At 62.4% G+C, this 19,948-nt stretch carries 20 protein-coding genes and 1 tRNA gene; 16 read left to right on the top strand and 5 right to left on the bottom strand.

The window, feature by feature from the left end; all coding sequences use genetic code 11:
• The 8 genes from C487_RS10100 (at nucleotide 1) to C487_RS21710 (ending at nucleotide 5,097) form a co-directional block, all read left to right on the top strand.
• Nucleotides 1-726, top strand: a complete 726-nt coding sequence (locus tag C487_RS10100; protein ID WP_006185645.1) for a 50S ribosomal protein L32e — start codon at nucleotides 1-3, stop codon at nucleotides 724-726.
• On the top strand, nucleotides 719-1,168 hold the full coding sequence (locus C487_RS10095) for a 50S ribosomal protein L19e (RefSeq protein WP_006185644.1): 450 nt from the start codon (nucleotides 719-721) through the stop codon (nucleotides 1,166-1,168). The genes C487_RS10100 and C487_RS10095 overlap by 8 nt, the downstream gene beginning before the upstream one ends.
• On the top strand, nucleotides 1,168-1,716 hold the full coding sequence (locus tag C487_RS10090) for a 50S ribosomal protein L18 (RefSeq protein WP_006185643.1): 549 nt from the start codon (nucleotides 1,168-1,170) through the stop codon (nucleotides 1,714-1,716). Before C487_RS10095 ends, C487_RS10090 begins: the two co-directional genes overlap by 1 nt.
• The gene (locus C487_RS10085) at nucleotides 1,713-2,369 is read left to right on the top strand and encodes a 30S ribosomal protein S5 (protein WP_006185642.1); all 657 of its coding nucleotides are present in this window, start codon (nucleotides 1,713-1,715) and stop codon (nucleotides 2,367-2,369) included. Before C487_RS10090 ends, C487_RS10085 begins: the two co-directional genes overlap by 4 nt.
• Entirely contained in the window at nucleotides 2,369-2,836 is a 468-nt protein-coding gene (locus tag C487_RS10080; RefSeq protein ID WP_006185641.1) for a 50S ribosomal protein L30, read from the top strand. The genes C487_RS10085 and C487_RS10080 overlap by 1 nt, the downstream gene beginning before the upstream one ends.
• Nucleotides 2,837-2,838: 2 nt before the next feature.
• Nucleotides 2,839-3,327, top strand: coding sequence for an uL15m family ribosomal protein (locus C487_RS10075; protein WP_006185640.1), 489 nt, complete (start codon nucleotides 2,839-2,841; stop codon nucleotides 3,325-3,327).
• 3 nt (nucleotides 3,328-3,330) lie between these two features.
• On the top strand, nucleotides 3,331-4,806 hold the full coding sequence (secY, locus tag C487_RS10070; RefSeq protein WP_049908078.1) for a preprotein translocase subunit SecY: 1,476 nt from the start codon (nucleotides 3,331-3,333) through the stop codon (nucleotides 4,804-4,806).
• 159 nt (nucleotides 4,807-4,965) lie between these two features.
• Nucleotides 4,966-5,097: a hypothetical protein gene (locus tag C487_RS21710; protein WP_269150345.1), complete on the top strand. Its 132-nt coding sequence runs from the start codon at nucleotides 4,966-4,968 to the stop codon at nucleotides 5,095-5,097.
• A gap of 319 nt (nucleotides 5,098-5,416) precedes the next feature.
• Here C487_RS21710 and C487_RS10065 read toward each other — a convergent pair whose 3' ends face one another.
• A complete protein-coding gene (locus C487_RS10065) occupies nucleotides 5,417-5,683 on the bottom strand; it encodes a cytochrome C oxidase subunit IV family protein (protein ID WP_006185638.1) in 267 nt (88 codons plus the stop codon).
• 149 nt (nucleotides 5,684-5,832) lie between these two features.
• On the opposite strand from C487_RS10065, the gene C487_RS10060 reads away from it, so the two are divergent.
• The 3 genes from C487_RS10060 to C487_RS10050 all read left to right on the top strand — a co-directional run bounded on the left by C487_RS10060 (nucleotide 5,833) and on the right by C487_RS10050 (nucleotide 9,336).
• Nucleotides 5,833-7,236: a hypothetical protein gene (locus C487_RS10060; protein WP_049908081.1), complete on the top strand. Its 1,404-nt coding sequence runs from the start codon at nucleotides 5,833-5,835 to the stop codon at nucleotides 7,234-7,236.
• A 63-nt stretch (nucleotides 7,237-7,299) separates the two neighbouring features.
• Nucleotides 7,300-7,587, top strand: a complete 288-nt coding sequence (locus tag C487_RS10055; protein ID WP_006185636.1) for a DUF7410 domain-containing protein — start codon at nucleotides 7,300-7,302, stop codon at nucleotides 7,585-7,587.
• 108 nt (nucleotides 7,588-7,695) lie between these two features.
• Complete coding sequence (locus C487_RS10050; protein WP_006185635.1) at nucleotides 7,696-9,336, top strand: S8 family serine peptidase; 1,641 nt, start codon at nucleotides 7,696-7,698, stop codon at nucleotides 9,334-9,336.
• A gap of 321 nt (nucleotides 9,337-9,657) precedes the next feature.
• Here the strand turns inward: C487_RS10050 and C487_RS10045 are convergent, their stop codons facing one another.
• The 3 genes from C487_RS10045 to C487_RS10035 form a co-directional block, all read right to left on the bottom strand.
• A complete protein-coding gene (locus C487_RS10045; RefSeq protein WP_006185634.1) occupies nucleotides 9,658-12,141 on the bottom strand; it encodes a cbb3-type cytochrome c oxidase subunit I in 2,484 nt (827 codons plus the stop codon).
• On the bottom strand, nucleotides 12,141-13,112 hold the full coding sequence (gene coxB / locus C487_RS10040; protein WP_006185633.1) for a cytochrome c oxidase subunit II: 972 nt from the start codon (nucleotides 13,110-13,112) through the stop codon (nucleotides 12,141-12,143). The genes C487_RS10045 and coxB overlap by 1 nt, the downstream gene beginning before the upstream one ends.
• Nucleotides 13,113-13,561: 449 nt before the next feature.
• Complete coding sequence (locus C487_RS10035) at nucleotides 13,562-14,011, bottom strand: hypothetical protein (RefSeq protein ID WP_006185632.1); 450 nt, start codon at nucleotides 14,009-14,011, stop codon at nucleotides 13,562-13,564.
• 59 nt (nucleotides 14,012-14,070) lie between these two features.
• Here C487_RS10035 and C487_RS10030 point away from each other — a divergent pair, with 59 nt between their 5' ends.
• Nucleotides 14,071-14,706: an adenylate kinase gene (locus tag C487_RS10030; protein ID WP_006185631.1), complete on the top strand. Its 636-nt coding sequence runs from the start codon at nucleotides 14,071-14,073 to the stop codon at nucleotides 14,704-14,706.
• A 5-nt stretch (nucleotides 14,707-14,711) separates the two neighbouring features.
• Here the strand turns inward: C487_RS10030 and C487_RS10025 are convergent, their stop codons facing one another.
• Nucleotides 14,712-16,301 carry a DUF7289 family protein gene (locus C487_RS10025; protein WP_449406431.1) on the bottom strand — a complete coding sequence of 530 codons (1,590 nt, stop codon included), beginning with the start codon at nucleotides 16,299-16,301 and terminating at the stop codon, nucleotides 14,712-14,714.
• Between the two features lie 313 nt (nucleotides 16,302-16,614).
• On the opposite strand from C487_RS10025, the gene C487_RS10020 reads away from it, so the two are divergent.
• The 4 genes from C487_RS10020 (at nucleotide 16,615) to C487_RS10005 (ending at nucleotide 19,324) form a co-directional block, all read left to right on the top strand.
• A complete protein-coding gene (locus C487_RS10020; protein ID WP_006185629.1) occupies nucleotides 16,615-17,565 on the top strand; it encodes a DUF106 domain-containing protein in 951 nt (316 codons plus the stop codon).
• 115 nt (nucleotides 17,566-17,680) lie between these two features.
• Nucleotides 17,681-18,256 (top strand): (d)CMP kinase, encoded by a 576-nt coding sequence (gene cmk / locus C487_RS10015; protein WP_006185628.1) that lies wholly within the window; start codon nucleotides 17,681-17,683, stop codon nucleotides 18,254-18,256.
• On the top strand, nucleotides 18,256-19,164 hold the full coding sequence (locus C487_RS10010) for an RNA-guided pseudouridylation complex pseudouridine synthase subunit Cbf5 (RefSeq protein ID WP_006185627.1): 909 nt from the start codon (nucleotides 18,256-18,258) through the stop codon (nucleotides 19,162-19,164). Before cmk ends, C487_RS10010 begins: the two co-directional genes overlap by 1 nt.
• Nucleotides 19,165-19,253: 89 nt before the next feature.
• A tRNA-Pro gene (locus tag C487_RS10005) sits at nucleotides 19,254-19,324 on the top strand.
• Nucleotides 19,325-19,948 lie beyond the last annotated feature (624 nt).

Below are 19,948 nucleotides of genomic sequence, written 5' to 3'. Positions count from 1 at the left end.
ATGGCAGACGACCAATCGAACGACGAACCCCAGGAGCTCGAGGACATCAGCGGCGTCGGTGCGAGCAAGGCAGACGCACTGCGTGACGCCGGCTTCGAGTCCATCCAGGACGTCAAGGAAGCCGATCAGGACGACCTCGCCGAAGCCGACGGCGTCGGGAACGCACTCGCCGCCCGTATCAAGGCCGACGTCGGTGACCTCGAAGTCACCGAGGAAACCGAAGCCGAGATCGAAGACGAGGGTGCCGAGGCCGAGGCGGAAGCCGACGAAGACGTCGAGACCGAACTGCAGGCTCGCGGGCTGACCGAGAAGACGCCCGACCTCTCCGAGAACGAGGAGCGACTCCTCAACCGCCGACGGAGCGAAGGGAAACCGCAGTTCAATCGACAGGACTACCACAAGAAAAAGCGGACGCCGGAGTCCTGGCGTCGACCCCGCGGGACGCTGTCCAAGCAGCGCCGCGGCGTCAAGGGCAAGGGCCCGAAAGTTCAGGCCGGCTACCGCACGCCGAAAGCAGTCCGCGGGAAACACCCCAGCGGCTTCGAGGAAGTCTACGTCGAGAACACGGACGACCTCGAGGGCGTTGACGGCTCCCGTGAGGCGGTTCGAATCGCATCCGCCGTCGGTGCGCGCAAGCGCGAGCGGATCGAAGAGATCGCCGAAGAACAGGGCATTCGTGTCCTGAACCCGACCTACGAGGAAGTCGAGGTGGAATCCGATGACTGATCTCACAGCACAGAAGCGACTCGCCGCTGACGTCTTGGACGTCGGCGAGAACCGCGTCTGGCTCGACCCCGATGCGCAGGGCGACATCGCCGAAGCGATCACGCGCGACGAGATCCGCGAACTCGTCGACGAGGGTCGCATTCAGGCCGACGACCCCTCGGGCAACTCCCGCGGCCGCGCTCGTGAGCGCAACGCAAAGCGCGCCTACGGCCACCAGAACGGGCAGGGCAAGCGCCGCGGCAAGAAGGGCGCACGCCAGAACGAGAAAGACGAATGGCAGAACAAGATTCGCGCACAGCGACGGAAGCTGCGCGAACTCCGCGACAAGGGCGAACTCACGCCCACGCAGTACCGCGAGCTCTACAAGAAGGCTGGCGGCGGGGAGTTCCGTAGCGTCCGGTACCTGTTGAACTATATCGACGAAACCTACGGTGACCAATAATGGCGACAGGACCACGATACAAAGTACCGATGCGGCGTCGCCGTGAGGTCCGGACGGACTACCACCAGAGGTTGCGCCTGCTGAAATCGGGCAAGCCACGCCTGGTTGCTCGCAAGAGCAACAAGCATACTACGGCGCAGCTGATCACTCCCGGACCTCAGGGAGACGAGACGCTTGCGAGTGCACACTCGAGCGATCTGGCGGAGTACGGCTGGGACGCACCCACGGGCAACATTTCCGCGGCGTATCTGACCGGCCTCCTGGCCGGCAAACGAGCCGTCGAGGCAGGTCTCGAGGAAGCAGTCCTCGACATCGGTCTCAACACGGCGACGCCCGGCAACAAGGTGTTCGCGGTACAGGAGGGCGCGATCGACGCCGGCCTCGAGATTCCGCACAACGACAGCGTGCTCGCGGACTGGTCGCGTACGCGCGGCGAGCATATCGCCGAGTACGCCGAACAGTTGGACGAGCCGCTGTACAGCGGCGATTTCGACGCGACTGATCTCCCCGAACACTTCGACGACGTACGAGAGGCGATTCTCGAATGAGTGGAAACAACTACAACGACGGCGGTTGGCAGCCAGTCACCCGTCTCGGCCGGAAGGTCCAGGAGGGCGACATCGAGACGATGGAGGATGCCCTCAACTCTGGCCTCCCGCTGAAGGAACCCGAACTCGTCGACCAACTCCTCCCCGGACTGGAAGACGAAGTGCTGGACATCAACATGGTCCAGCGGATGACCGACTCCGGACGACGCGTGAAGTTCCGCTGTGTCGTTGCCGTCGGCAACCGCGACGGGTTCATCGGCTACGCCGAAGGCCGAGACGATCAGGTTGGCTCTGCCATCCAGAAGGCGATCGGTATCGCGAAGCTGAACATGATCCAGGTCCCGCGCGGATCGGGCTCCTGGGAGGACCGCTCGGATCGGCCACATTCGCTGACCCGACGGACGACCGGCAAAGCCGGCTCCGTCGAGGTCGAGGTCATTCCCGCCCCCGAAGGGCTGGGACTGGCCGCCAGCGACACCGTCCGTCACGTCCTCGAGCTGGCCGGCATCGAGAACGCCTGGACCAAGAGCCACGGCAACACTCGAACGACGGTCAACCTCGCGAAGGCAACCTACAACGCGCTCGAGAACGCCTCGCAGTCGCGGCACCCGCGCCGTCGACCAAACCGTGAGGAAGTCGAGGTGAGCGAGTGATGAAGGCAATCGTCCAGATTCGCGGCGAAGTGAACCGACAGGACGACGTTCAGGATACCCTGTCGATGCTCAACATCCACAACGTCAACCACTGTACGCTCGTCCCCGAGACCGACGCCTACGAGGGGATGATCGCGAAGGTCAACGACTACGTCGCCGTCGGCGAGCCCGACGCGGACGTCCTCGAGACCCTGCTCGCGAAGCGAGCCGAACCCCTCGAAGGGGATCAGTCCGACGTCGACGAGGAGTGGCTGGCGGACAACACCGAATACAGCGACTTCGGTGAACTGGCCGACGCGCTCCTGGCGGAGGAGACGACGCTTCGTGACGAGGGACTGTCACCGACGCTTCGACTCCACCCACCGCGGGGGGGTCACGACGGTATCAAAAAGCCGACCGTTGAGGGCGGCCAACTCGGAAAGCATACAACAGGGGAGATTAACGACCTCCTAGAATCGATGCGATAACCATGACGAGTAAAAAACGACGCCAGCGCGGATCGCGAACCCACAGCGGCGGTTCCCACAAGAACCGACGCGGTGCGGGCCACCGTGGTGGCCGCGGCCGTGCCGGGCGCAGCAAACACGAGTTCCACAACTACGAACCGAAGGGCAAACACGGCTTCAAGCGACCCCACGACATCCGCGAGGATGTCGCGGAGATCGACGTCCAGAAGCTAGACGAGGACGCGATCCTCTACGTCGCTGACGATCTCGCCGAGGAGACCGACGACGGCTACCGACTCGACGCACGCGACATCGTCGAGGACGGCCACGAGGTCGACACGGTGAAAGTCCTCGGGTCCGGACAGGTCCGGAACACGCTCGAGATAACGGCGGACGCGTTCTCCGATGCGGCCGCGGAGAAGCTCGAGGCTGCCGGCGGCGAGGCAGTCATCTCGGAGCGAGCACAGGAGGACGACGACGCCGAAGCCGACGCTGAACAGGACAAGGAATAACATATGGGATGGAAGGAAGCCGCTGAACCGGTCCTCACGCGGATGCCAGCAGTGCGCCGTCCGGAGGGGCACGTCCCCTTCAAGCGCAAGCTGATGTGGACGGCCGGTATCCTGATGTTGTACTTCTTCCTGACGAGCATCACGCTGCTCGGGTACCAGACCGGCGGGTCGGGCGATCTCTTCGGTGAGTTCCGTGCGATCCTCGCCGGGGCACACGGATCAGTTCTGCAGGTCGGTATCGGTCCGATCGTCACCGCGAGCATCGTCTTACAACTGCTCGGCGGGGCGAACCTGCTCGGGCTCGACACGGACGACCCACGGGACCAGGTCCTCTATCAGGGGCTCCAGAAGCTGCTGGTCATCCTGATGGTTATTCTGACCGGGCTCCCGATGGTGTTCTCCGGTCCGCCGGGAGGGGGCTTCCTGCCAGCCAAGACGTCGATGCAACTCGGTGGGATGGCGCTCACCGCGACGCAGATCCAGGTCCTGATGTTCGCCCAGATATTCGTTGGCGGGATCCTCATCCTCTACATGGACGAGGTCGTCAGCAAGTGGGGCATCGGCAGCGGGATCGGTCTGTTCATCATCGCCGGCGTGAGCCAGCGTCTGGTCAACGGTTTCATCCAGCCCAACTCGCAAGGGTTCTTCTACAGCTGGTACCAGATTCTGACCGGGCAGATCGAGATCGGCTCGATCGCGTCCGGCGAGGGGCTCTACGCCCTGTTGGTCACCGAAGGTAACCTCATCGGGCTGATCACGACGCTGCTGATCTTCGGGATCGTCGTCTACGCGGAGTCGGTTCGCGTCGAGATCCCGCTCAGCCACGCTCGAGTGAAGGGTGCGCGTGGACGCTTCCCCGTGAAGCTCATCTACGCGAGCGTCCTGCCCATGATCCTCGTTCGTGCAGTGCAAGCGAACGTCCAGTTCATGGGACAGATCCTGAACAGCCAGTGGGGGAACATGCCCGCCTGGATCGGAACCTACTCACAGCAGGGCCAGCCCGTCAGTGGGTTCTTCTACTACGTGGCCCCGATCTACTCCCGACAGGGCTGGATGTGGTGGACGGCGAACGTCTCCCAGGAGTGGTGGCAAGTGATGATCCGGATCGGCATCGACGTCACCTTCATGATCGTCGGTGGCGCGGTCTTTGCCATCTTCTGGGTCGAAACCACTGACATGGGGCCCGAATCGACGGCAAAGCAGATCCAGAACTCCGGGATGCAGATCCCCGGCTTCCGACAGAACGTCGGCGTCATCGAGAAGGTCATGGAGCGGTACATCCCGCAGGTGACCGTCATCGGCGGCGCGCTGGTCGGCCTGCTGGCCGTCTGTGCGAACATGCTCGGGACCATCGGTGGCATCAGCGGAACCGGACTGCTGCTGGCCGTCTCCATCACGTACAAACTGTACGAGGAGATCGCCGAGGAGCAGATGATGGAGATGCATCCGATGATGCGCCAGATGTTCGGCAGCGAATAACGACCCGCACTCGTTTTCTTTCCGGTCGTCGACTTGCTCACGTGATCGTCGGCGCTGCTCACGACGCGACGTGAGTCGTCCGACCGCGAAACGCCTGAGCCGAGTCGGCGGAGCCCCGACTCTCGTTTTGCCCAGGGACCTCTCGATCCGACGCCGCGGATGACAGCCGTACTCGAGGAGGAGAATGGAGACGCGGTCGGCTGGAACGACATCCGGCCCACTGCAGGAAAACGCGCGGACCTCGTCCTGGCCTGGTGTCGGTGCCTCGATACTGCCCTGGCACGACTGTGACGGAGCGGTCACGCGAGACGGCGGTGCGGAACCGACGAGCAGTGGCTCGGACTCTCGGCCGTAGCCGGCGGACTCGTCTGATTTCGTTGCCGATATGGACGGCACGTCGTCCTCTCAGCCGACCGTCGTGGTCGGACGACGGAGGGGACGTTCCACTCGCCTTCTTCGTGAGGGGCGTCTCTGGCCGTCCGGTGAGCACTGAGCGAGGCGAGTATCTCGAAATGTAGCGGACTACAGGGGTACCGGCGCTGTGCGGTGACGGAAAACGGCGAGAAACGTGTAGATGTACCCCGCGGAACGGGTGACGGTTCGAAACGAATTACTGGATGGAGTAGCCTGCGGCGAGGGTCAACAGGAGCACCATGAACAACGCAGTGAGCATCATGTAGGTGACCGACCGCGGTTCGTCCTTCAGGTGCTGGAAGTAACCGGCGATCAGCGAGACCTTGATGGCCGCCAACACCATCGTCCCGGCAATCGCAACCTGTTCGCTAAATATCTCCGGGAAGTGGAAAAAAGCGAATTTCCCCGTAGCCAGCAGTAGCAGTGCCACGTAAATCAGGCTGTACGTCCGAATGCTCGCCATTGGTGGTGAATGTGGGTGACGGATACTTATACCTTCCTCATATGACCCCGAACGGAACGTGATCCCACTGCGTATCCACCGCTCGTCGCGGACGGTACTCGGGAACTGGAAACGACACGTAGATGCACGACCAGTCCGAACGGCCGGCAATGAGTGGACGGTCGGTAGTCGTCCGCCGATGCGGTATCGGCCTCGCGGTCGCGTTCGTTGCGCTGGCTATCGGTGCCGGCGTCGCCGCCGCCAGCAACGTCGCTGCCGGTCTCAGCGGTGGCAGCAGTGACGTAAGCGTCCCGACGTGGCTTTACCTCGCGACCGGCGGCGGTACCGTCGGTGCTTCGGCTCTGTTGACGATGCTCGTCACCGACCGCGACGTGATCGGGGCCTATCACGACCACGCGCTCGAGCAGTCCCTCGACCGACTGCTGACTGCGGGATCGCTCCTGTTGGGTGTGCTCGGACTCCTCGGACTCGTGCTCGTCTTCGTGGCCGGCATCGGCGGGCCGAACATCGGACTGGTCAGCGCGACCGTCCTGGTGACGTTCGTCGGCGGGCGTGCGTTGTTGACGATCGTCGCCTACACCGTCGGTAACCCGTGGCCGGCACTCAACCCCTGGCGGCGGATCGCCGAGGTGCTCCCGAACGGCTACGAATCGTACCCCTCCTCGTACGACTCTTGGCCTGCCGTCGTCGCACTGTTGACGTTCGTCTGGCTCGAGGTCGTCGCACCCCTGACGACTACGGCCCGGGCGCTGGTAGCCATCCTCGTGATGTACTCGCTGTTTACGATTTCGGGCGCGGTCGTCTTTTCGCCGGCGACGTGGTTTCGACGCGGCGACCCCCTCTCGCTGTGGTTTCGCCTCTACGGGGCCGTGGCACCGATTCAGCGAACCGACGACGGGCTCGAACTCCGATATCCCGGGTCGCGGTTGAGCGAGCCGGATCTCATCACTGACACGTCGCTCGTAGCATTCGTGCTCGCGCTGGTCTGGGAACTGACCTACAGCGGCTTTATCGTTACGCCGGCTGGCGTCTGGACCATCGAAGCGCTGGTCGGGATCGGACTCCCGCCGGTACTTGTCTATCTCCTCTTGCTCGTTGGTGGCTTCGCCCTGTTCTGGAAGGTCTACTGGGTCGCCATCGACCGGACTCGCGAGCGAGCCGAGACGTACCTCTCGCGGCGATACCTCGGTTACAGACTCGCCGCGCCGCTGCTTGCTATCGCCGCCGGCTACCACCTCGCACACTACGTCGGATTCGGACTCTCGCTGTGGCCGTCGCTGCTCGATGCTTTGGCGATGCCGTTGAACCCGCCGCCGAACCCGACCCGGTACGCGTTGCCGGGCTGGTTCGGCTACGTCGAGATCGCCGGCATCCTGTTGGGGCACGTCCTCGCGGTGTGGGTCGCCCACACCGTTTCCTTCGAGTTGTTCCCCGGGAAGCTCCAGGCGATCAGGAGCCAGTATCCGCTCATCGTCGTCATGGTTTTCTTTACGATGGTGAGTCTCTATCTCGTTTCGCAGGGGACGATGAGCCCGCCCTACGTTCCGGGCTGACGGAGCCCGTCTCGGCAGCCGAACCGGCAAACACTTGCTCGCGACACCACAAGCATCGACCGAATGGCGACCGACCGAGCGCTCGAGCGCGAGTACGATGTCCCCGCGGACGAGACGCCAGCTGGAACCTGTCCGTACTGCGGCCGGCCGTTTCGCGCCGAACGATACGTGACGTTCCACATCGGCGTCGATCACGCCGAGGAGTGTTCCGACGCCGAACGCGAGGTCTTCGACGAGGAACGCGACGACGAGGAGTACGACCTGTTCACGTTCCACTTCAAGGCAGCCATCTCCGTGTTTCTCGTCTACTTCCTGTTTACGTTCATTTACGCGCTGGTCTGGGCGGGCTGAGCGACCGGTCTGACGGCTCGAGAGGGTGTATACTCGCGACCATCCCACCGTCTACGGACGTGGATCGTTCAGAATCCCTTTATTTCATCGCGACATAGTAAGTGTATCATGCCGTCAGTCCGCTCGGGAACGGCTCCCGTACTCACCCTCGTCGTCGCCTGGCTCCTGCTGACGTCCGGTGTCGGTCCGGGTGTACTCGGTTCGGACAGCGCCACCGATGCACCGGAATCCGATGACAACCCGATCGTCGTCGATGCTGACCTCCCTACGGACGGACCGACGGTCGAGGCCGTGATCCGACTCGAGGAGCCCGATATCCCCGCCGGAATCAGCGCGGACGAGACCGAACGACGGCTCGAGACCCATGCCGAGTCGACACAGGAGCCGCTCCTCGAGTACGCACGGGGGAGAGACGGGCTCCACGTCAAAGAGACGTTCTGGCTCACCAACGCCGTGTTGCTCGAGGTCGATACCGACGCCGTCGACTACGGGACCTTCGACCGGTTCGGTGCGGTCGAAGCCGTCCACGAGAACGTCGAGGTGTCGGTTCCCGAGCGGCCGGATCGCGTGAACGCGACGGCGTCGGGAGCGGCCGCGTTAGCGGGCGGCGAACGACGAACCACGGCCGGGCTCGCGCAAGTCAATGCCACCGACGCTTGGGACGCCTACGATACCCGCGGGGAGGGCGTTCGCGTCGCGGTCCTCGATACCGGCGTCGATACCGGCCACCCCGATATCGACCTCGCGACGGACGATCCGTCCGATCCGACCTATCCCGGCGGATGGGCGGAGTTCGACGCGACAGGCGGGCGCGTCGCGGGGTCGACGCCACACGATACGGGAACGCACGGAACGCACGTGAGCGGGACGGTAGCCGGTGGAGCGACGACCGGAACCGCGATCGGCGTCGCCCCCGAGGCGGAGTTGCTTCACGGGCTCGTGATGACCGACACGAACGGGTCGTTCGCGCAGGTCGTCGCCGGGATGGAGTGGGCCGTCCGGCAGGACGCCGACGTGATCAGTCTGAGTCTCGGTGCGACCGGGAAACACGCACCGTTTATCGATCCGGTCCGGAACGCGCGGGAAAGCGGTGCGGTCGTCGTCGGTGCGACCGGCAACGACGGACCGGAGACATCCGGCTCCCCCGGAAACGTCTACGAGACGATCAGCGTGGGCGCAGTCGATCGGAACGGCGCTGTCCCCTCGTTCTCCAGCGGACAGCGGATCGATCGGACCGAGTGGGCGGCAGCGCCGCCGGACTGGACGGCCCCACCGTCGTACGTCGTCCCCGATGTCGTCGCCCCTGGTGTCGCGGTCACGAGCGCCGCTCCGGGCGGCGGGTACCGATCGATGCCGGGAACGTCGATGGCAGCCCCGCACGTCTCCGGAACGGCCGCGTTACTCCTGTCGATCGAGCCCGACGCGACGCCCGACGAGATCACGACGGTGATAACCGAAACGGCTCGCATGCCCGCGGCCGGCACAGTCACTGGCGACACGACGACGGCCAATGGCACGGAACCGCTCGAGACCCGCTACGGGCACGGCATCGTCGATGCCAAAGCCGCCGCTGACGCGCTCGTCGCCGTCCGCCGGCCGTCCGATGACTCGGTCGCCGGCAACGCGAGCGATTCAAACCCGAGTGAGGGGGCACGTTCTCCCTCGAGTCCCGTTTTCATCGCCGGCGTTCTCATCGTGGTCAGTTTGACCCTCGCCGTTCTGGTACGGTACCGAGTCGGGAGGCGGTGACGGCCGGTCCGACTCGACGGCGATGTTGACGACTCACTAGTTCCGGCTTCGGCTGACGGCGCTCGGACCCGTGGCCGGACACACCGAGAGTCGACCCGGCACTGACAGCTCGACCGTCGAACGCGAGTAGCCGTCCGGCGCTACGCGGCGACGAGAGCGCTGTCGGTCCGACGACGTCTCGCAGACGCGTCGGCCCCTCGTCGTACTGACGGCGCTCAGTATCGTAGTGCTCGAGAGCACTGCGGCCGTTGCGATCCGCTGCTCTCGCTTGCCGAGCAGAACACAAACCGAAGAAAACGAATCCCGTGTAGCGACGGATTGCTACATCAGGTAGAACAGTGGGAACAGGAAGACCCACACGATGTCGACGAAGTGCCAGTAGAGACCGAAGTACTCCACGGGCATGTGATCCTCGAGATAAGCGTCGATCGAGATGACGCGGTAGATCATGAACAGGGCGATCAGGAGCCCGAGGATGACGTGCAGCGCGTGCAGGCCGGTCGTCACGAAGTACAGCGAGTACTCGATGCCGCTGAACCAGTAGTGACCGTCCGCGAACTTGCTGCTGTACTCGAAGGCTTTGACGCCCATGAACACGAGTCCGAGCAGAACCGTCGCACTCAGCGCGCCGAGCAGTCCTTTCTTGTTCTCACGCTCGGCCATCACGTGCGCGAGGATGACGGTGAAACTCGAGGTCAACAGCACGTACGTGTTGAACAGGCCGGCCTCGGTGATCGAGTCGAGATGCCAGTCGTGCCAACCCATGTGGATCCGCATGAACACGTATGCACCGATCGCGGCACCGAAGACGACGACGTCGGAGGCCAGGAAGACCCAGACGCCCAGCTTCTCGTTGCTGATGCCGCCGAACGGCCAGCGTTCGGCGACGGCCATCTCGGGTGCAGTGAACTGCTCGCGACCGAACTGGAACAGCGTGACCGCGAGCATCGCCAGTCCGAGCACCATGAGGGCCGGGTAGACGATGTTCTGTGCGGGTGCCGAATCGAGGGTGACGAAGTTCCCGACCCCGCTGTGGATGTGTGACTCGACGAACGAGAAGAAATACGGCGTGATGCCGCTGAGCCCGAGGAAGAACGTAAACGTCGCGATACCGATGCCGAGCGGCCAGATGCTGGCGTGATCGGCGTGCTCTTCTTCGTGCGTCGCGGCTGCCGTGCCGGTCGCTTCCTGTGCGACGCCGCCGTCGGTCGCGGCCGCGGTGTCGTCAACGAACTCGAGTTTCCCGCTGGCGTAGCTCGGCCGGTCGGGCCAGTTCTCGAGCGGTGGCGGCGATGGAATCGCCCACTCGGCGGTCCGGGAGTACGTCCACGGGTTGTCGGGGGCCTTGGGGCCCGAGACCAGGCTCTTCCCGAGGGTGAAGAACATGATCAGGAAGGAGGCACCGAAGACGAACGCCCCCACGGTTGCCAGTTGATGATAGATCTGGGCACCGCTACCGTAGTGGAAGACACGCCGTGGCGTCTCCCAGGCCATGAACATCGGGAAATACAGCAGGTTGAAGCCGATGAAGTAGACCGCGAAGTTGAGCTTTCCGAGCCGTTCGGAGTACATCTTCCCGGTGAGCTTTGGCCACCAGTAGTAGATGCCGCCCATCAGTGCTGTCACTCCCGAGACCATCACGTAGTGGAAGTGCGCGACGACCCAGTAGGTGCCGCGGAACTCGTAGTCGAGGACGACGGCACCCAGGAAGACGCCGGTGATGCCTCCCAGGATGAACAACACGAGCGCACCCAGCGAGAACAGGAACGGCGTGGTAAATCGAACGCGCCCTTTGACCATCGTATAGATCAGCGCGAAGACCATCAGGTCGAAGGGCAGCGAAATCCCGATCGTCGTCGCCATGAACAGCGTCTTGATCGGGAGGTTGATCGTCGACAGGAACATGTGGTGCATCCAGACGAGGAACGACTGGACCGCGACGAGGACCATCGCGATGATAACCCACTTGCGGCCGACCAGTCGTCGTCCGGTGAACGTCTGGAACGTCTCGAACATGATCCCCAAGGCGGGGAAGAAGACGATGTACACCTCCGGATGGCCGAAGAACCAGAAGATGTGCGCCCACAGCAGGCTCGAGCCCTGATCGGTCGCGAAGTACTGCGTGAGGAACAGCCGATCGACCGAGAGTAACAGCACGGCTGCCAGCAGCGCCGCGAACGCGAACAGCATCATCCAGGCGGTCAGCAGCCACGACCACGAGAACATCGGCATGTTCCACAGACCGAGTCCCTCAGCACGGGATCGGTGCATCGTGGTCAGGAAGTTTACCGTCCCCATCGTGATGGAGATACAGAACAGGACCAAAGCGAGAACCATCGAGTTCCCGCCGGTCATCGCCTGCATTGCCGGGGTATACGTCGGCACGTTCAGCGGGGCGTACATCGTCCAGCCGCCGGAGAACGAGCCGCCCTGGAAGAACGAGATCGCCATCAGGATGCCCGAGAACAGGTAGAACCAGTAACTCAGGGCGTTCAGACGGGGGAACGCGAGGTCCTTCGCCCCGATCTGGAGCGGGACGAAATAGTTCGCAAATCCGCTGGCGATCGGCGACAGGAACCAGAAAACCATGATGAGTCCGTGCCCGGAAACCGACTGGTAGAACTGGTCGTTGGTGAGCAGCCCCGTCCCGCCGGATTGCCAGAGGTGGGTCCGGAACAGCAGTGCCAGGGTCCCACCGAAAAGCAGGAAGAACATCGACGTCGCCATATAGAGGATGCCGACGTCCTTGTGGTTGGTCGTGACCAGCCAGCGCTTGATCGACCGCTTCGGTGGCAGATCACTCATCAGGCGCTACCTCCGTCGTTCGTTTCGCTTTCGTTAGCAGTACGTTCCGTCGCGTTCATCTCGAGTGTGTAGGTTTCCTCGACCGGGCCGGTCATGTCGAACTGGTTTTCGACCGGTTCGAACTGGCCGTCGGTCGGTTCGATCGTCACGTTGTATTTGCCCGCTTGCTCGATGTCGGACACTTCGATGGTACCGTTGTCGAATTCGTCGGCCGTGTAGCTCCCTTCGAAGTCGGATTCCTGACTCTCGAGCGTGAGTTCATAGCCCTCGGTCACGCGGGATCCGTTTTGATCTTCGATCGTGAACGCCATCGTCAACTGCTCGTCCATCCACTGATCGAACTCGTCGGCGTCCATGATCTGTAGCGTTCCGACCATCGAGGTGTGGTACTCGCCACAGAGTTCGAAGCACTTGATTTCCTGTTGTTGGCCGGCTTCGGATTCGTCGGCCTGGAACCACGTCTCGTCGTATTCGCCCGGAATCGCGTCGGCTTTTACCCGTTGATCGGGTATGCCGAACGCGTGCCAGACGTCACCCGATGTCGCCTCCACCCAGACCCGCTCGCCGGCGGGGACACGAAGGGTGCTCGTCGATTCGATGCCGTTCTCGTACTCGAAGAACCAGGCGAAGCTATCACCGGTGACTTCGACGTTGAGCGCGTCCTCCTGTGCGCTCTTGGCACCGTCGCCGGGATCTTCGACGTACAGGAGCGCCGCGTACGTCCAGATCACCAGCGAAATGACAATAACGGCGCTGATTCCGAACGAGAGGAACAGCTTCTTCCCGCCCTGTCCGCCTGTCGGTAACTCCCCGAGGGATGGCAGATCGTCACCCTCGTCGGCCTCGCCGGTGTCGCGGTATTTGTACGCGTTATACAATGTATACGCGATCACGATGATTCCGACGAGTGCACCGAGTCCGAGGAAGACCAGAAAGATCTGCTCGAACACGTCGGCACGTGTCCTCTGCATCGGGGTCGTCAGTAGGTTGATGATTGTATTCACCTCTTTTGAACTCCGGTTATATGTCGGAGATTGATTGCTGAGGGCACTTATCTATTTGGAAACCGCCCGGGTGACGCCGTCTATCGGTCGCCGGGACGGCGGATCGTTGCCGTGTCGCTCGAGCCGACTGATCTCCGCCTCGTCGATCCATCACTGTTCTATTGGGGCCGATACTCTTTTTTCTGTCGCTGCCAGGGTTCGTGTCCACGGACGACCACCGACACGCCCGGCCGGTAACACCTCATCACGCCGAATATATTCGTCCACGATCGGCTCGAGAGGATGTTTCCCCGGATCCGGTCTCGCTTACGCGTCGACCAGCCGGTCGGTCGTACGCCACCTGCTCGACAAAACCCGGCCCCGACTGATCGTCCTCCCTCTCGTGGTCGGTCGGAGGCGTTTCGATTGGACGCCAGTCAGATATCGACGACCCAGACGCGAAACGCCGCCGGCAGGTCGTATACCTCGAGAAACACCTGGTCGATGAGCTGGGCGATCCGGTTTGCGTCCGCCTTCGCGCTGATCCGTACGTTCACTCCCTCGGCTTCCTCGGGGCGGATCAGGTCGTCGATTTTGAACGCGGGAAACGACTCGAGGAGGGCTTTCAGCGCATCCAACTCCTCATCGGTACAGTCGAGGTTGATCGTCCCGTCGCCGAACTGGACCCATGGAACGCTCGGATCGGTTGGTCCGTCCGATTCGCCGGCATTGGGACCGCGTTCGGAGGCCGTCTCGCCGTTCGCCTCGAGTGCGTTCCCGTCTGCTTCGACGGTCAGGAACGCGCTCTCGCGCTCGCGGTGGGCAGTGATCGCGTCGACGTACAGTTTCCGTCGCTCGGCGGACTCGGCGGCAGCGAAGCGCGTCATAATCGGATGATCGTGCCCGATTCTTTAAGCCTTTATGTGCCGCCGCTGAACCGTGCCCTATGGCTCAGCCACGAATCCTGATTCTCGGTGCCCCCGGGGCAGGAAAGGGAACGCAGAGTGCAAAGATCATCGAGGAGTTCGATGTCGATCATATCACTACCGGCGACGCTCTGCGGAACAATAAGGAGATGGACATCTCCGACATGGATACCGAGTACGACACCCCCGGCGAATACATGGATCAGGGCGAACTCGTTCCCGACGAAGTCGTCAATGCCATCGTCGACGAGGCACTCAGTCAGGCCGATGGCTTCGTTCTCGATGGCTATCCCCGGAACCTAGAACAGGCCGAAGAACTCGAGGACATGACCGACCTCGATGTCGTTCTCTACCTCGATGTCGGCGAGGAAGAACTCGTCCACCGGCTGACGGGTCGGCGGCTGGACCCCGAAACGGGCGACATCTACCACGTCGAGTACAACCCGCCCGCGGACCCGGACGTCGAAGCGCGCCTCGTCCAGCGGGACGACGACACCGAAGACACGGTCAGAGAGCGACTCTCGGTCTTCCACGAGAACACCGAACCCGTGGTCGAGCATTACGAGGAGCAGGGCGACCTCGAGCGCATCGACGGCGAGCAGGCTCCGGACGACGTGTGGGAAGCGGTGAAGGAAACGATCGAAGACGCGGCGTAACCGACTCAGTTGTTTTCGACATCGATTTCGTGCACTGCGATCGAGAGATACGTCAGTCGGGGCGGTAAGACGCCGTGGCGAACGTCCGGTTCGAAGCCGGTCAGCGACGTGTCGTGTTCGATTTCGAAATTGTTGTCGACGTACATCGGTCCTGCCATGATGGTGCCGAATATCTGGGCCGCCCCGCCACCGCCGGCGATACAGACGTCCGGTTCCGTTCCGTTCACATCGTGGCTACAGTGATCGATCCCCTCCGACTCGGCGTATCCTTCGTCACGTGGCGCATACAGGATGCCTTCGAATTTCGAGTTCCCGGTCCCGACGTGGACGAGCATCGACGAGGTCCCGTAGATCTGCAGTGATTTGGCATCGCCGGAACCGTAGTCACAGCTTCCGACACACACGTCCTGGTTATCAATGGCCATATCCCCCGTCGAGAACACCTGAAACGAGGTATTGTCCGCGGCCCCGGTTGGATCAACCGTGAGATCGCTATTAGTAAATTTCATATCACCGTCGACGATGAGCGTCACGTTCCCATCGTCCAAGTCCGCGGTCACGTCGTTCTGTAGATCGAACCCGTCCGGATCGTAGTACGTCTTGCCGCCCTCGAGGGTCGTCTTGTTCTCGCCGAGGTCGATCGGTTCACCGTCTCCCCGTTCAGCGCCGTCGACTTTCGACTGAATCACGCTATCGAACGACGGAATCGACTGCTGGTTGCCCTCCGTTTCGGTTCCGGTGACATCACCCGAGCCGTGGATTTCGCCGTCGGTCGTAACGTTCCCGTCGATTTCGGCATGGTGATGGCCGAGTTCGATCCCGCCGCCACCGGCGTACACCGCCTGGCTGAAGTCGCCTTCGACCTCCGTTCGACCAAGTTCCACGATCATCGTGTTATCGTTCCCACACCGTTCCGTGATCGCTTGCCCTTCCGCGTTTGCGGTCTGACCGTCGAAGTACGCCTCCCAGCCGACACAGTATTCGCTCGTAATTTCGACCGTCACAGTACTCTGTTCGACATAGGTCACGTTCGTGTATGCAGTTGTGTCCGCATGGGACATTCGTACATCGCCCGAGCCGAGTTGCGTATCGTCGTTCACCTCGGTGATCGGGAACGAGAACGTGTTATCCTTATTGTCGTAGTATACCGGCGGCGCGGAGACGACCCGCGTTTCGTTGCCGGTTTCGCGGAAGACGCCTCCCGCTTGATAGGAGATACGAGTACCATCGTCCCCCTCGTACTCGACGGCACCGATCGGAATCGAAATGGTCTCGTTGAGATCCGGACCGGAAATATTGATCGTTCCGGTCTCCGTCTTGACAAGTGCACCACGTTCGCCGGCGTCGAACTCCATCGTCCGCGAGATATCGGTATTCGATGAGACCGTGGCCATCTGCTGGCTCATCTCGACGAACGATTGTTCGACTCGCTCGTTTTCCGAACGCTGTTCCGCGTCGTTCATCGTGTCCCCCGCGATGAGAAGGATACCGACGCTAACGGTTGCGACCAGCCCGATCAACAACACGAGGCCGATCACCGCAGTTACCCCCCTTTTCGACGGACTAACTGCCCCGCCACCACGTCGTGAACCCATCTCTATCGACCAAGCGTTCGGGATTCCGAATAATAAACCGTTCGACCGATCAAACAGTTCATATCGGACTGATAGTCCGGAATACTACGGGACTGCTCGCTATCGCGTCTGCGTGCTCACCGCGATGCCTCGGGGTATCCGAGCGGCAGCGGACAGGTTACGGGCCGGACACGGCGACACGGACTGCGATTCCGTCTGTTTCATCGATGCCATCCGTCCCCGCCGGTCGAACGACACGTCGCCGAGTGTTCCGAAACCGCTGGGAGTACCGAAGAAAAACACTTGTATACCGGACGACGCCTAGGACAAGCAGATGACGCGTACAGCCGAGAAGATCGACGCCCTCGTGCGCGAGGACTCCTCGATGGCGACCGCTCTCGAGGCGATCCGCGAGGAGGCCGACAGGAACGGCGGCGAGGTCCAATGGGCCGACGTCAGCGACGAGTTGACGAGCGGCCAGTGGGGGCGATTGATCGAAAAAGGAGTGTTAGTCGACGGCGATCAGGGGTTCGAAATCGCCGACCGCGAAGCCTTCGACCGGGCCCTCGACGGTGACGGCGGGAGCAGCGCCGCTGCCGACGTCGACATCGACGAGGACGAATCGAGCTGGTCGCAGTGGGACAAGCTCGCGGGCGTTGGCGCGCTCCTGTTGATGCCCGGCTACTGGTTCGATTCGATCCAGAACGTCGTCGGGAGTACGGTCAACGCCGTCCTCGGTCCGCTCGATGCGGCGCTCCCGTTCTACGCCGTGATCCTCTCGGTCGCGCTGATCACCGGCCTCTACTCGTCGCTGCTCCAGGCGAACCTGATGAACACGGAGGTCATGGGCAAGTACCAAGAGCGGATGCAGGCCGTCCAGGAGGAGCAAAAGGAACTCCGCCAAGAAAAGAAAGACGCCGAAGAGCGGGGCGCAAGCGAGGCGGAAATCGAACGCCTCGAGAACGAGATCGAGCGCGCCCGCGAGGAGCAGATGGAGGCCATGGCGGACAACCTCGGCATGTTCAAAGAGCAGTTCCGTCCGATGGTCTGGATCATGCTGTTGACGATCCCGCTGTTCCTCTGGATGTACTGGTCGATCCGAACGGGCAGCATCGGCGACGCGGAGCGGACCGTCGTGATGCCTCTCATCGGTGAAATCGAGTGGCAAGAGGGCGCACTCGGTCCGATGCAGGCCTGGATCGTCTGGTACTTCCTGTGCTCGATGGGGTTCTCCCAGCTGTTGCGCAAGTCGCTGAACATCGATATGTCGCCCGCGAGCACCTGAGGGGGACTCGCTGCCGCTCCGTGCTCGTCTCGCGGCCCGGTCGTCTGCCCCGAGAAGGCATCGCCTCCGCTCCCCGATTCAAAACCCATTTTACCGGCCCCCTCACAGAGGGAGTATGTTACTCACCGTCTCCGGCCCGCCGGGAAGCGGGAAGAGCACGACTGCGGAGTTACTCGCCGACGCCTTCGATCTCGACCACGTCAGCGGCGGTGACATCTTTCGAGAGCTGGCCGACGAACGCGGCTATACCCCGCTCGAGTTCAACAAACTCGCCGAGGAGAACGACGAGATCGATCGCGACCTCGATCGACGGCTGCGCGAGATCGCCGTTGCGGAGGACGATCTGGTTCTCGAGTCCAGACTCGCGGGCTGGCTGGCCGGCGAGCAGGCGGACTTCCGCTTCTGGCTCGATGCACCGGCGCGGGTGCGCGGCGAGCGCATCGCCGAGCGCGAGGACAAGGACCCCGCGCGTGCGACTGAAGAGACGAAAGCCCGCGAGGCAAGCGAGGCTCAGCGGTACGATGAGTACTACGGCATCGACATTCGTGACCTGACGATCTACGATCTCTCGGTGAACACGGCCCGCTGGGAGCCCGACGCCGTCCTCGACATGCTCGTCACGGCCGTCGAGCGCTACGACGACGCCGGCGACGAAGGAAAAGCACTCGTCGACCTCGAGACCGACTTCTGATGACGCTCCGTGGCCCACCGGCGGCTCGCTCGCCCGCCGAGTTGCTCACCTTCGGTGTCGTCAACCTCGACAAACCCCCCGGCCCCTCCTCCCATCAGGTCAGCGGCTGGCTTCGGGACGCCGTCGTCGAGACGCTGGCCGAGCGCGGCGTCGCGTCGACGATCGATCGTGCCGCCCACGCCGGGACGCTCGATCCGAAAGTGACCGGCTGTCTCCCGGTTATGCTCGGCGACGCGACCCGACTCGCGCAGGTCTTCCTCGAGGGCGGGAAGGAGTACGTCGCCGTCCTCGAGTGTCACGCGCCGGTCCCGGCCGACGCCGAATCGGTCGTCGCAGAGTTCGAGGGCCCGATCTACCAGAAGCCCCCGCGCAAGAGCGCGGTCTCGCGCCGACTCCGCGTCCGCGAACTCTACGATCTCGAGGTGCTCGAGGTCGAGGACCGCCGCCTCCTCCTGCGAATCCGCTGTGAGAGCGGCACCTACGTCCGCAAACTGTGTCACGACCTCGGGCTAGCGCTCGGTACTGGGGCACACATGGGGCACCTGCGCCGAACGGCGACGGAGCCGTTCGATGACCGCACGCTCCACAGCGCCCACGACTTCCTCGACGCCCTCGGCTTCTGGCTCGAGGACGACGACCCCGAACCGCTGTACGACATCGTCGATCCCGCCGAGCGGATTCTCGAGGGGATTCCGAGCATCGTCATCGCCGAGAACGCGGCCCGCGAGGTGGCCAACGGCGCACCCGTCTACGCACCGGGCGTGCTCGAGGCCGATGACGGGATCGACCACGGATCGCTGGTCGCCTGTTACACGCCCGACGGTGCAGCGGTGTGTCTCGGCGAGCGGGTCGGTGCCGCGGACGCTGACAGCGGTCTCGTGGTCGCCCTCGAGCGCGTACTCGTCTGAGCGGCCTCGATCGGTTGGGTACGAAACACGGTGACGCACCGGCTTCGAAACGACACCCTTAAGCGGCAGACGGCCATCGGTTCACGTGTGGGACCGTGGGGTAGTGGTATCCTCTGCGGATGGGGTCCGTAGGACCCGAGTTCAATTCTCGGCGGTCCCATTTCACGTTTTCCTGGATGAAAATTACTGCAGGGAGAGCACCCTGTAGTTCCAACGTTCACTTAGGGCCATCATGGAATAAACACCTCTCTTTAAGTAAGAGGTGGTCGGCATGAGTTCCGAGACAAAGGGTTCCCGCCAGCAGAACCCTGCGAGTTGCTCGAAGATATTGGGTTTGATGTCGAGAAACACTATGGGCTAAGTGTCGATATCGAACTCAAACCAGTTTCCATCGGATCGCTGGAGGGTCATGATGACTGATGAACGTCTTTCATCCTCAAGAGGAATGGAACGATTCGAGAGTGTCAGTGAAATCGTACCGAACGACTGTGGCGATAATTCCGGCCTTGAAGCTTAACTCGCGAGCCCCGCTGCTGGACAGCGTGGTATCGCATTTGATGCAGTCTGTATAGACTCAAGCGAACGCGCGCGAATTCACATCGTTCTCTTTCGTATGGAGTCAGATTATTCAACTACTACCGATAACACAGTATTACAGTCACTAGTTGCTGTTGCTCAAATACACATTAAAAATGTGGTATGTGTTTACCCCCAGAAATCGCAGGAGGACAGTAGGTTCAAAATCGGGGAATTCAATTAGAAATCCGGTATGTGTTTACCCCCA

This window comes from Natrinema pallidum DSM 3751 (genome assembly GCF_000337615.1).
Lineage (GTDB): Archaea > Halobacteriota > Halobacteria > Halobacteriales > Natrialbaceae > Natrinema > Natrinema pallidum.
Note: the sequence above shows the minus strand (reverse complement) of the source record. Positions and strands in the feature narration are given on the sequence as shown.

What these genes read in the sequence shown, in the direction of transcription:
- C487_RS10100 (WP_006185645.1), top strand. Translation starts at nt 1, where the DNA reads ATGGCAGACGACCAATCGAACGACGAACCCCAGGAGCTCGAGGACATC.
- C487_RS10095 (WP_006185644.1), top strand. Translation starts at nt 719, where the DNA reads ATGACTGATCTCACAGCACAGAAGCGACTCGCCGCTGACGTCTTGGAC.
- C487_RS10090 (WP_006185643.1), top strand. Translation starts at nt 1,168, where the DNA reads ATGGCGACAGGACCACGATACAAAGTACCGATGCGGCGTCGCCGTGAG.
- C487_RS10085 (WP_006185642.1), top strand. Translation starts at nt 1,713, where the DNA reads ATGAGTGGAAACAACTACAACGACGGCGGTTGGCAGCCAGTCACCCGT.
- C487_RS10080 (WP_006185641.1), top strand. Translation starts at nt 2,369, where the DNA reads ATGAAGGCAATCGTCCAGATTCGCGGCGAAGTGAACCGACAGGACGAC.
- C487_RS10075 (WP_006185640.1), top strand. Translation starts at nt 2,839, where the DNA reads ATGACGAGTAAAAAACGACGCCAGCGCGGATCGCGAACCCACAGCGGC.
- secY (WP_049908078.1), top strand. Translation starts at nt 3,331, where the DNA reads ATGGGATGGAAGGAAGCCGCTGAACCGGTCCTCACGCGGATGCCAGCA.
- C487_RS21710 (WP_269150345.1), top strand. Translation starts at nt 4,966, where the DNA reads ATGACAGCCGTACTCGAGGAGGAGAATGGAGACGCGGTCGGCTGGAAC.
- C487_RS10065 (WP_006185638.1), bottom strand. Translation starts at nt 5,683, where the DNA reads ATGGCGAGCATTCGGACGTACAGCCTGATTTACGTGGCACTGCTACTG.
- C487_RS10060 (WP_049908081.1), top strand. Translation starts at nt 5,833, where the DNA reads ATGAGTGGACGGTCGGTAGTCGTCCGCCGATGCGGTATCGGCCTCGCG.
- C487_RS10055 (WP_006185636.1), top strand. Translation starts at nt 7,300, where the DNA reads ATGGCGACCGACCGAGCGCTCGAGCGCGAGTACGATGTCCCCGCGGAC.
- C487_RS10050 (WP_006185635.1), top strand. Translation starts at nt 7,696, where the DNA reads ATGCCGTCAGTCCGCTCGGGAACGGCTCCCGTACTCACCCTCGTCGTC.
- C487_RS10045 (WP_006185634.1), bottom strand. Translation starts at nt 12,141, where the DNA reads ATGAGTGATCTGCCACCGAAGCGGTCGATCAAGCGCTGGCTGGTCACG.
- coxB (WP_006185633.1), bottom strand. Translation starts at nt 13,112, where the DNA reads ATGCAGAGGACACGTGCCGACGTGTTCGAGCAGATCTTTCTGGTCTTC.
- C487_RS10035 (WP_006185632.1), bottom strand. Translation starts at nt 14,011, where the DNA reads ATGACGCGCTTCGCTGCCGCCGAGTCCGCCGAGCGACGGAAACTGTAC.
- C487_RS10030 (WP_006185631.1), top strand. Translation starts at nt 14,071, where the DNA reads ATGGCTCAGCCACGAATCCTGATTCTCGGTGCCCCCGGGGCAGGAAAG.
- C487_RS10025 (WP_449406431.1), bottom strand. Translation starts at nt 16,301, where the DNA reads ATGGGTTCACGACGTGGTGGCGGGGCAGTTAGTCCGTCGAAAAGGGGG.
- C487_RS10020 (WP_006185629.1), top strand. Translation starts at nt 16,615, where the DNA reads ATGACGCGTACAGCCGAGAAGATCGACGCCCTCGTGCGCGAGGACTCC.
- cmk (WP_006185628.1), top strand. Translation starts at nt 17,681, where the DNA reads ATGTTACTCACCGTCTCCGGCCCGCCGGGAAGCGGGAAGAGCACGACT.
- C487_RS10010 (WP_006185627.1), top strand. Translation starts at nt 18,256, where the DNA reads ATGACGCTCCGTGGCCCACCGGCGGCTCGCTCGCCCGCCGAGTTGCTC.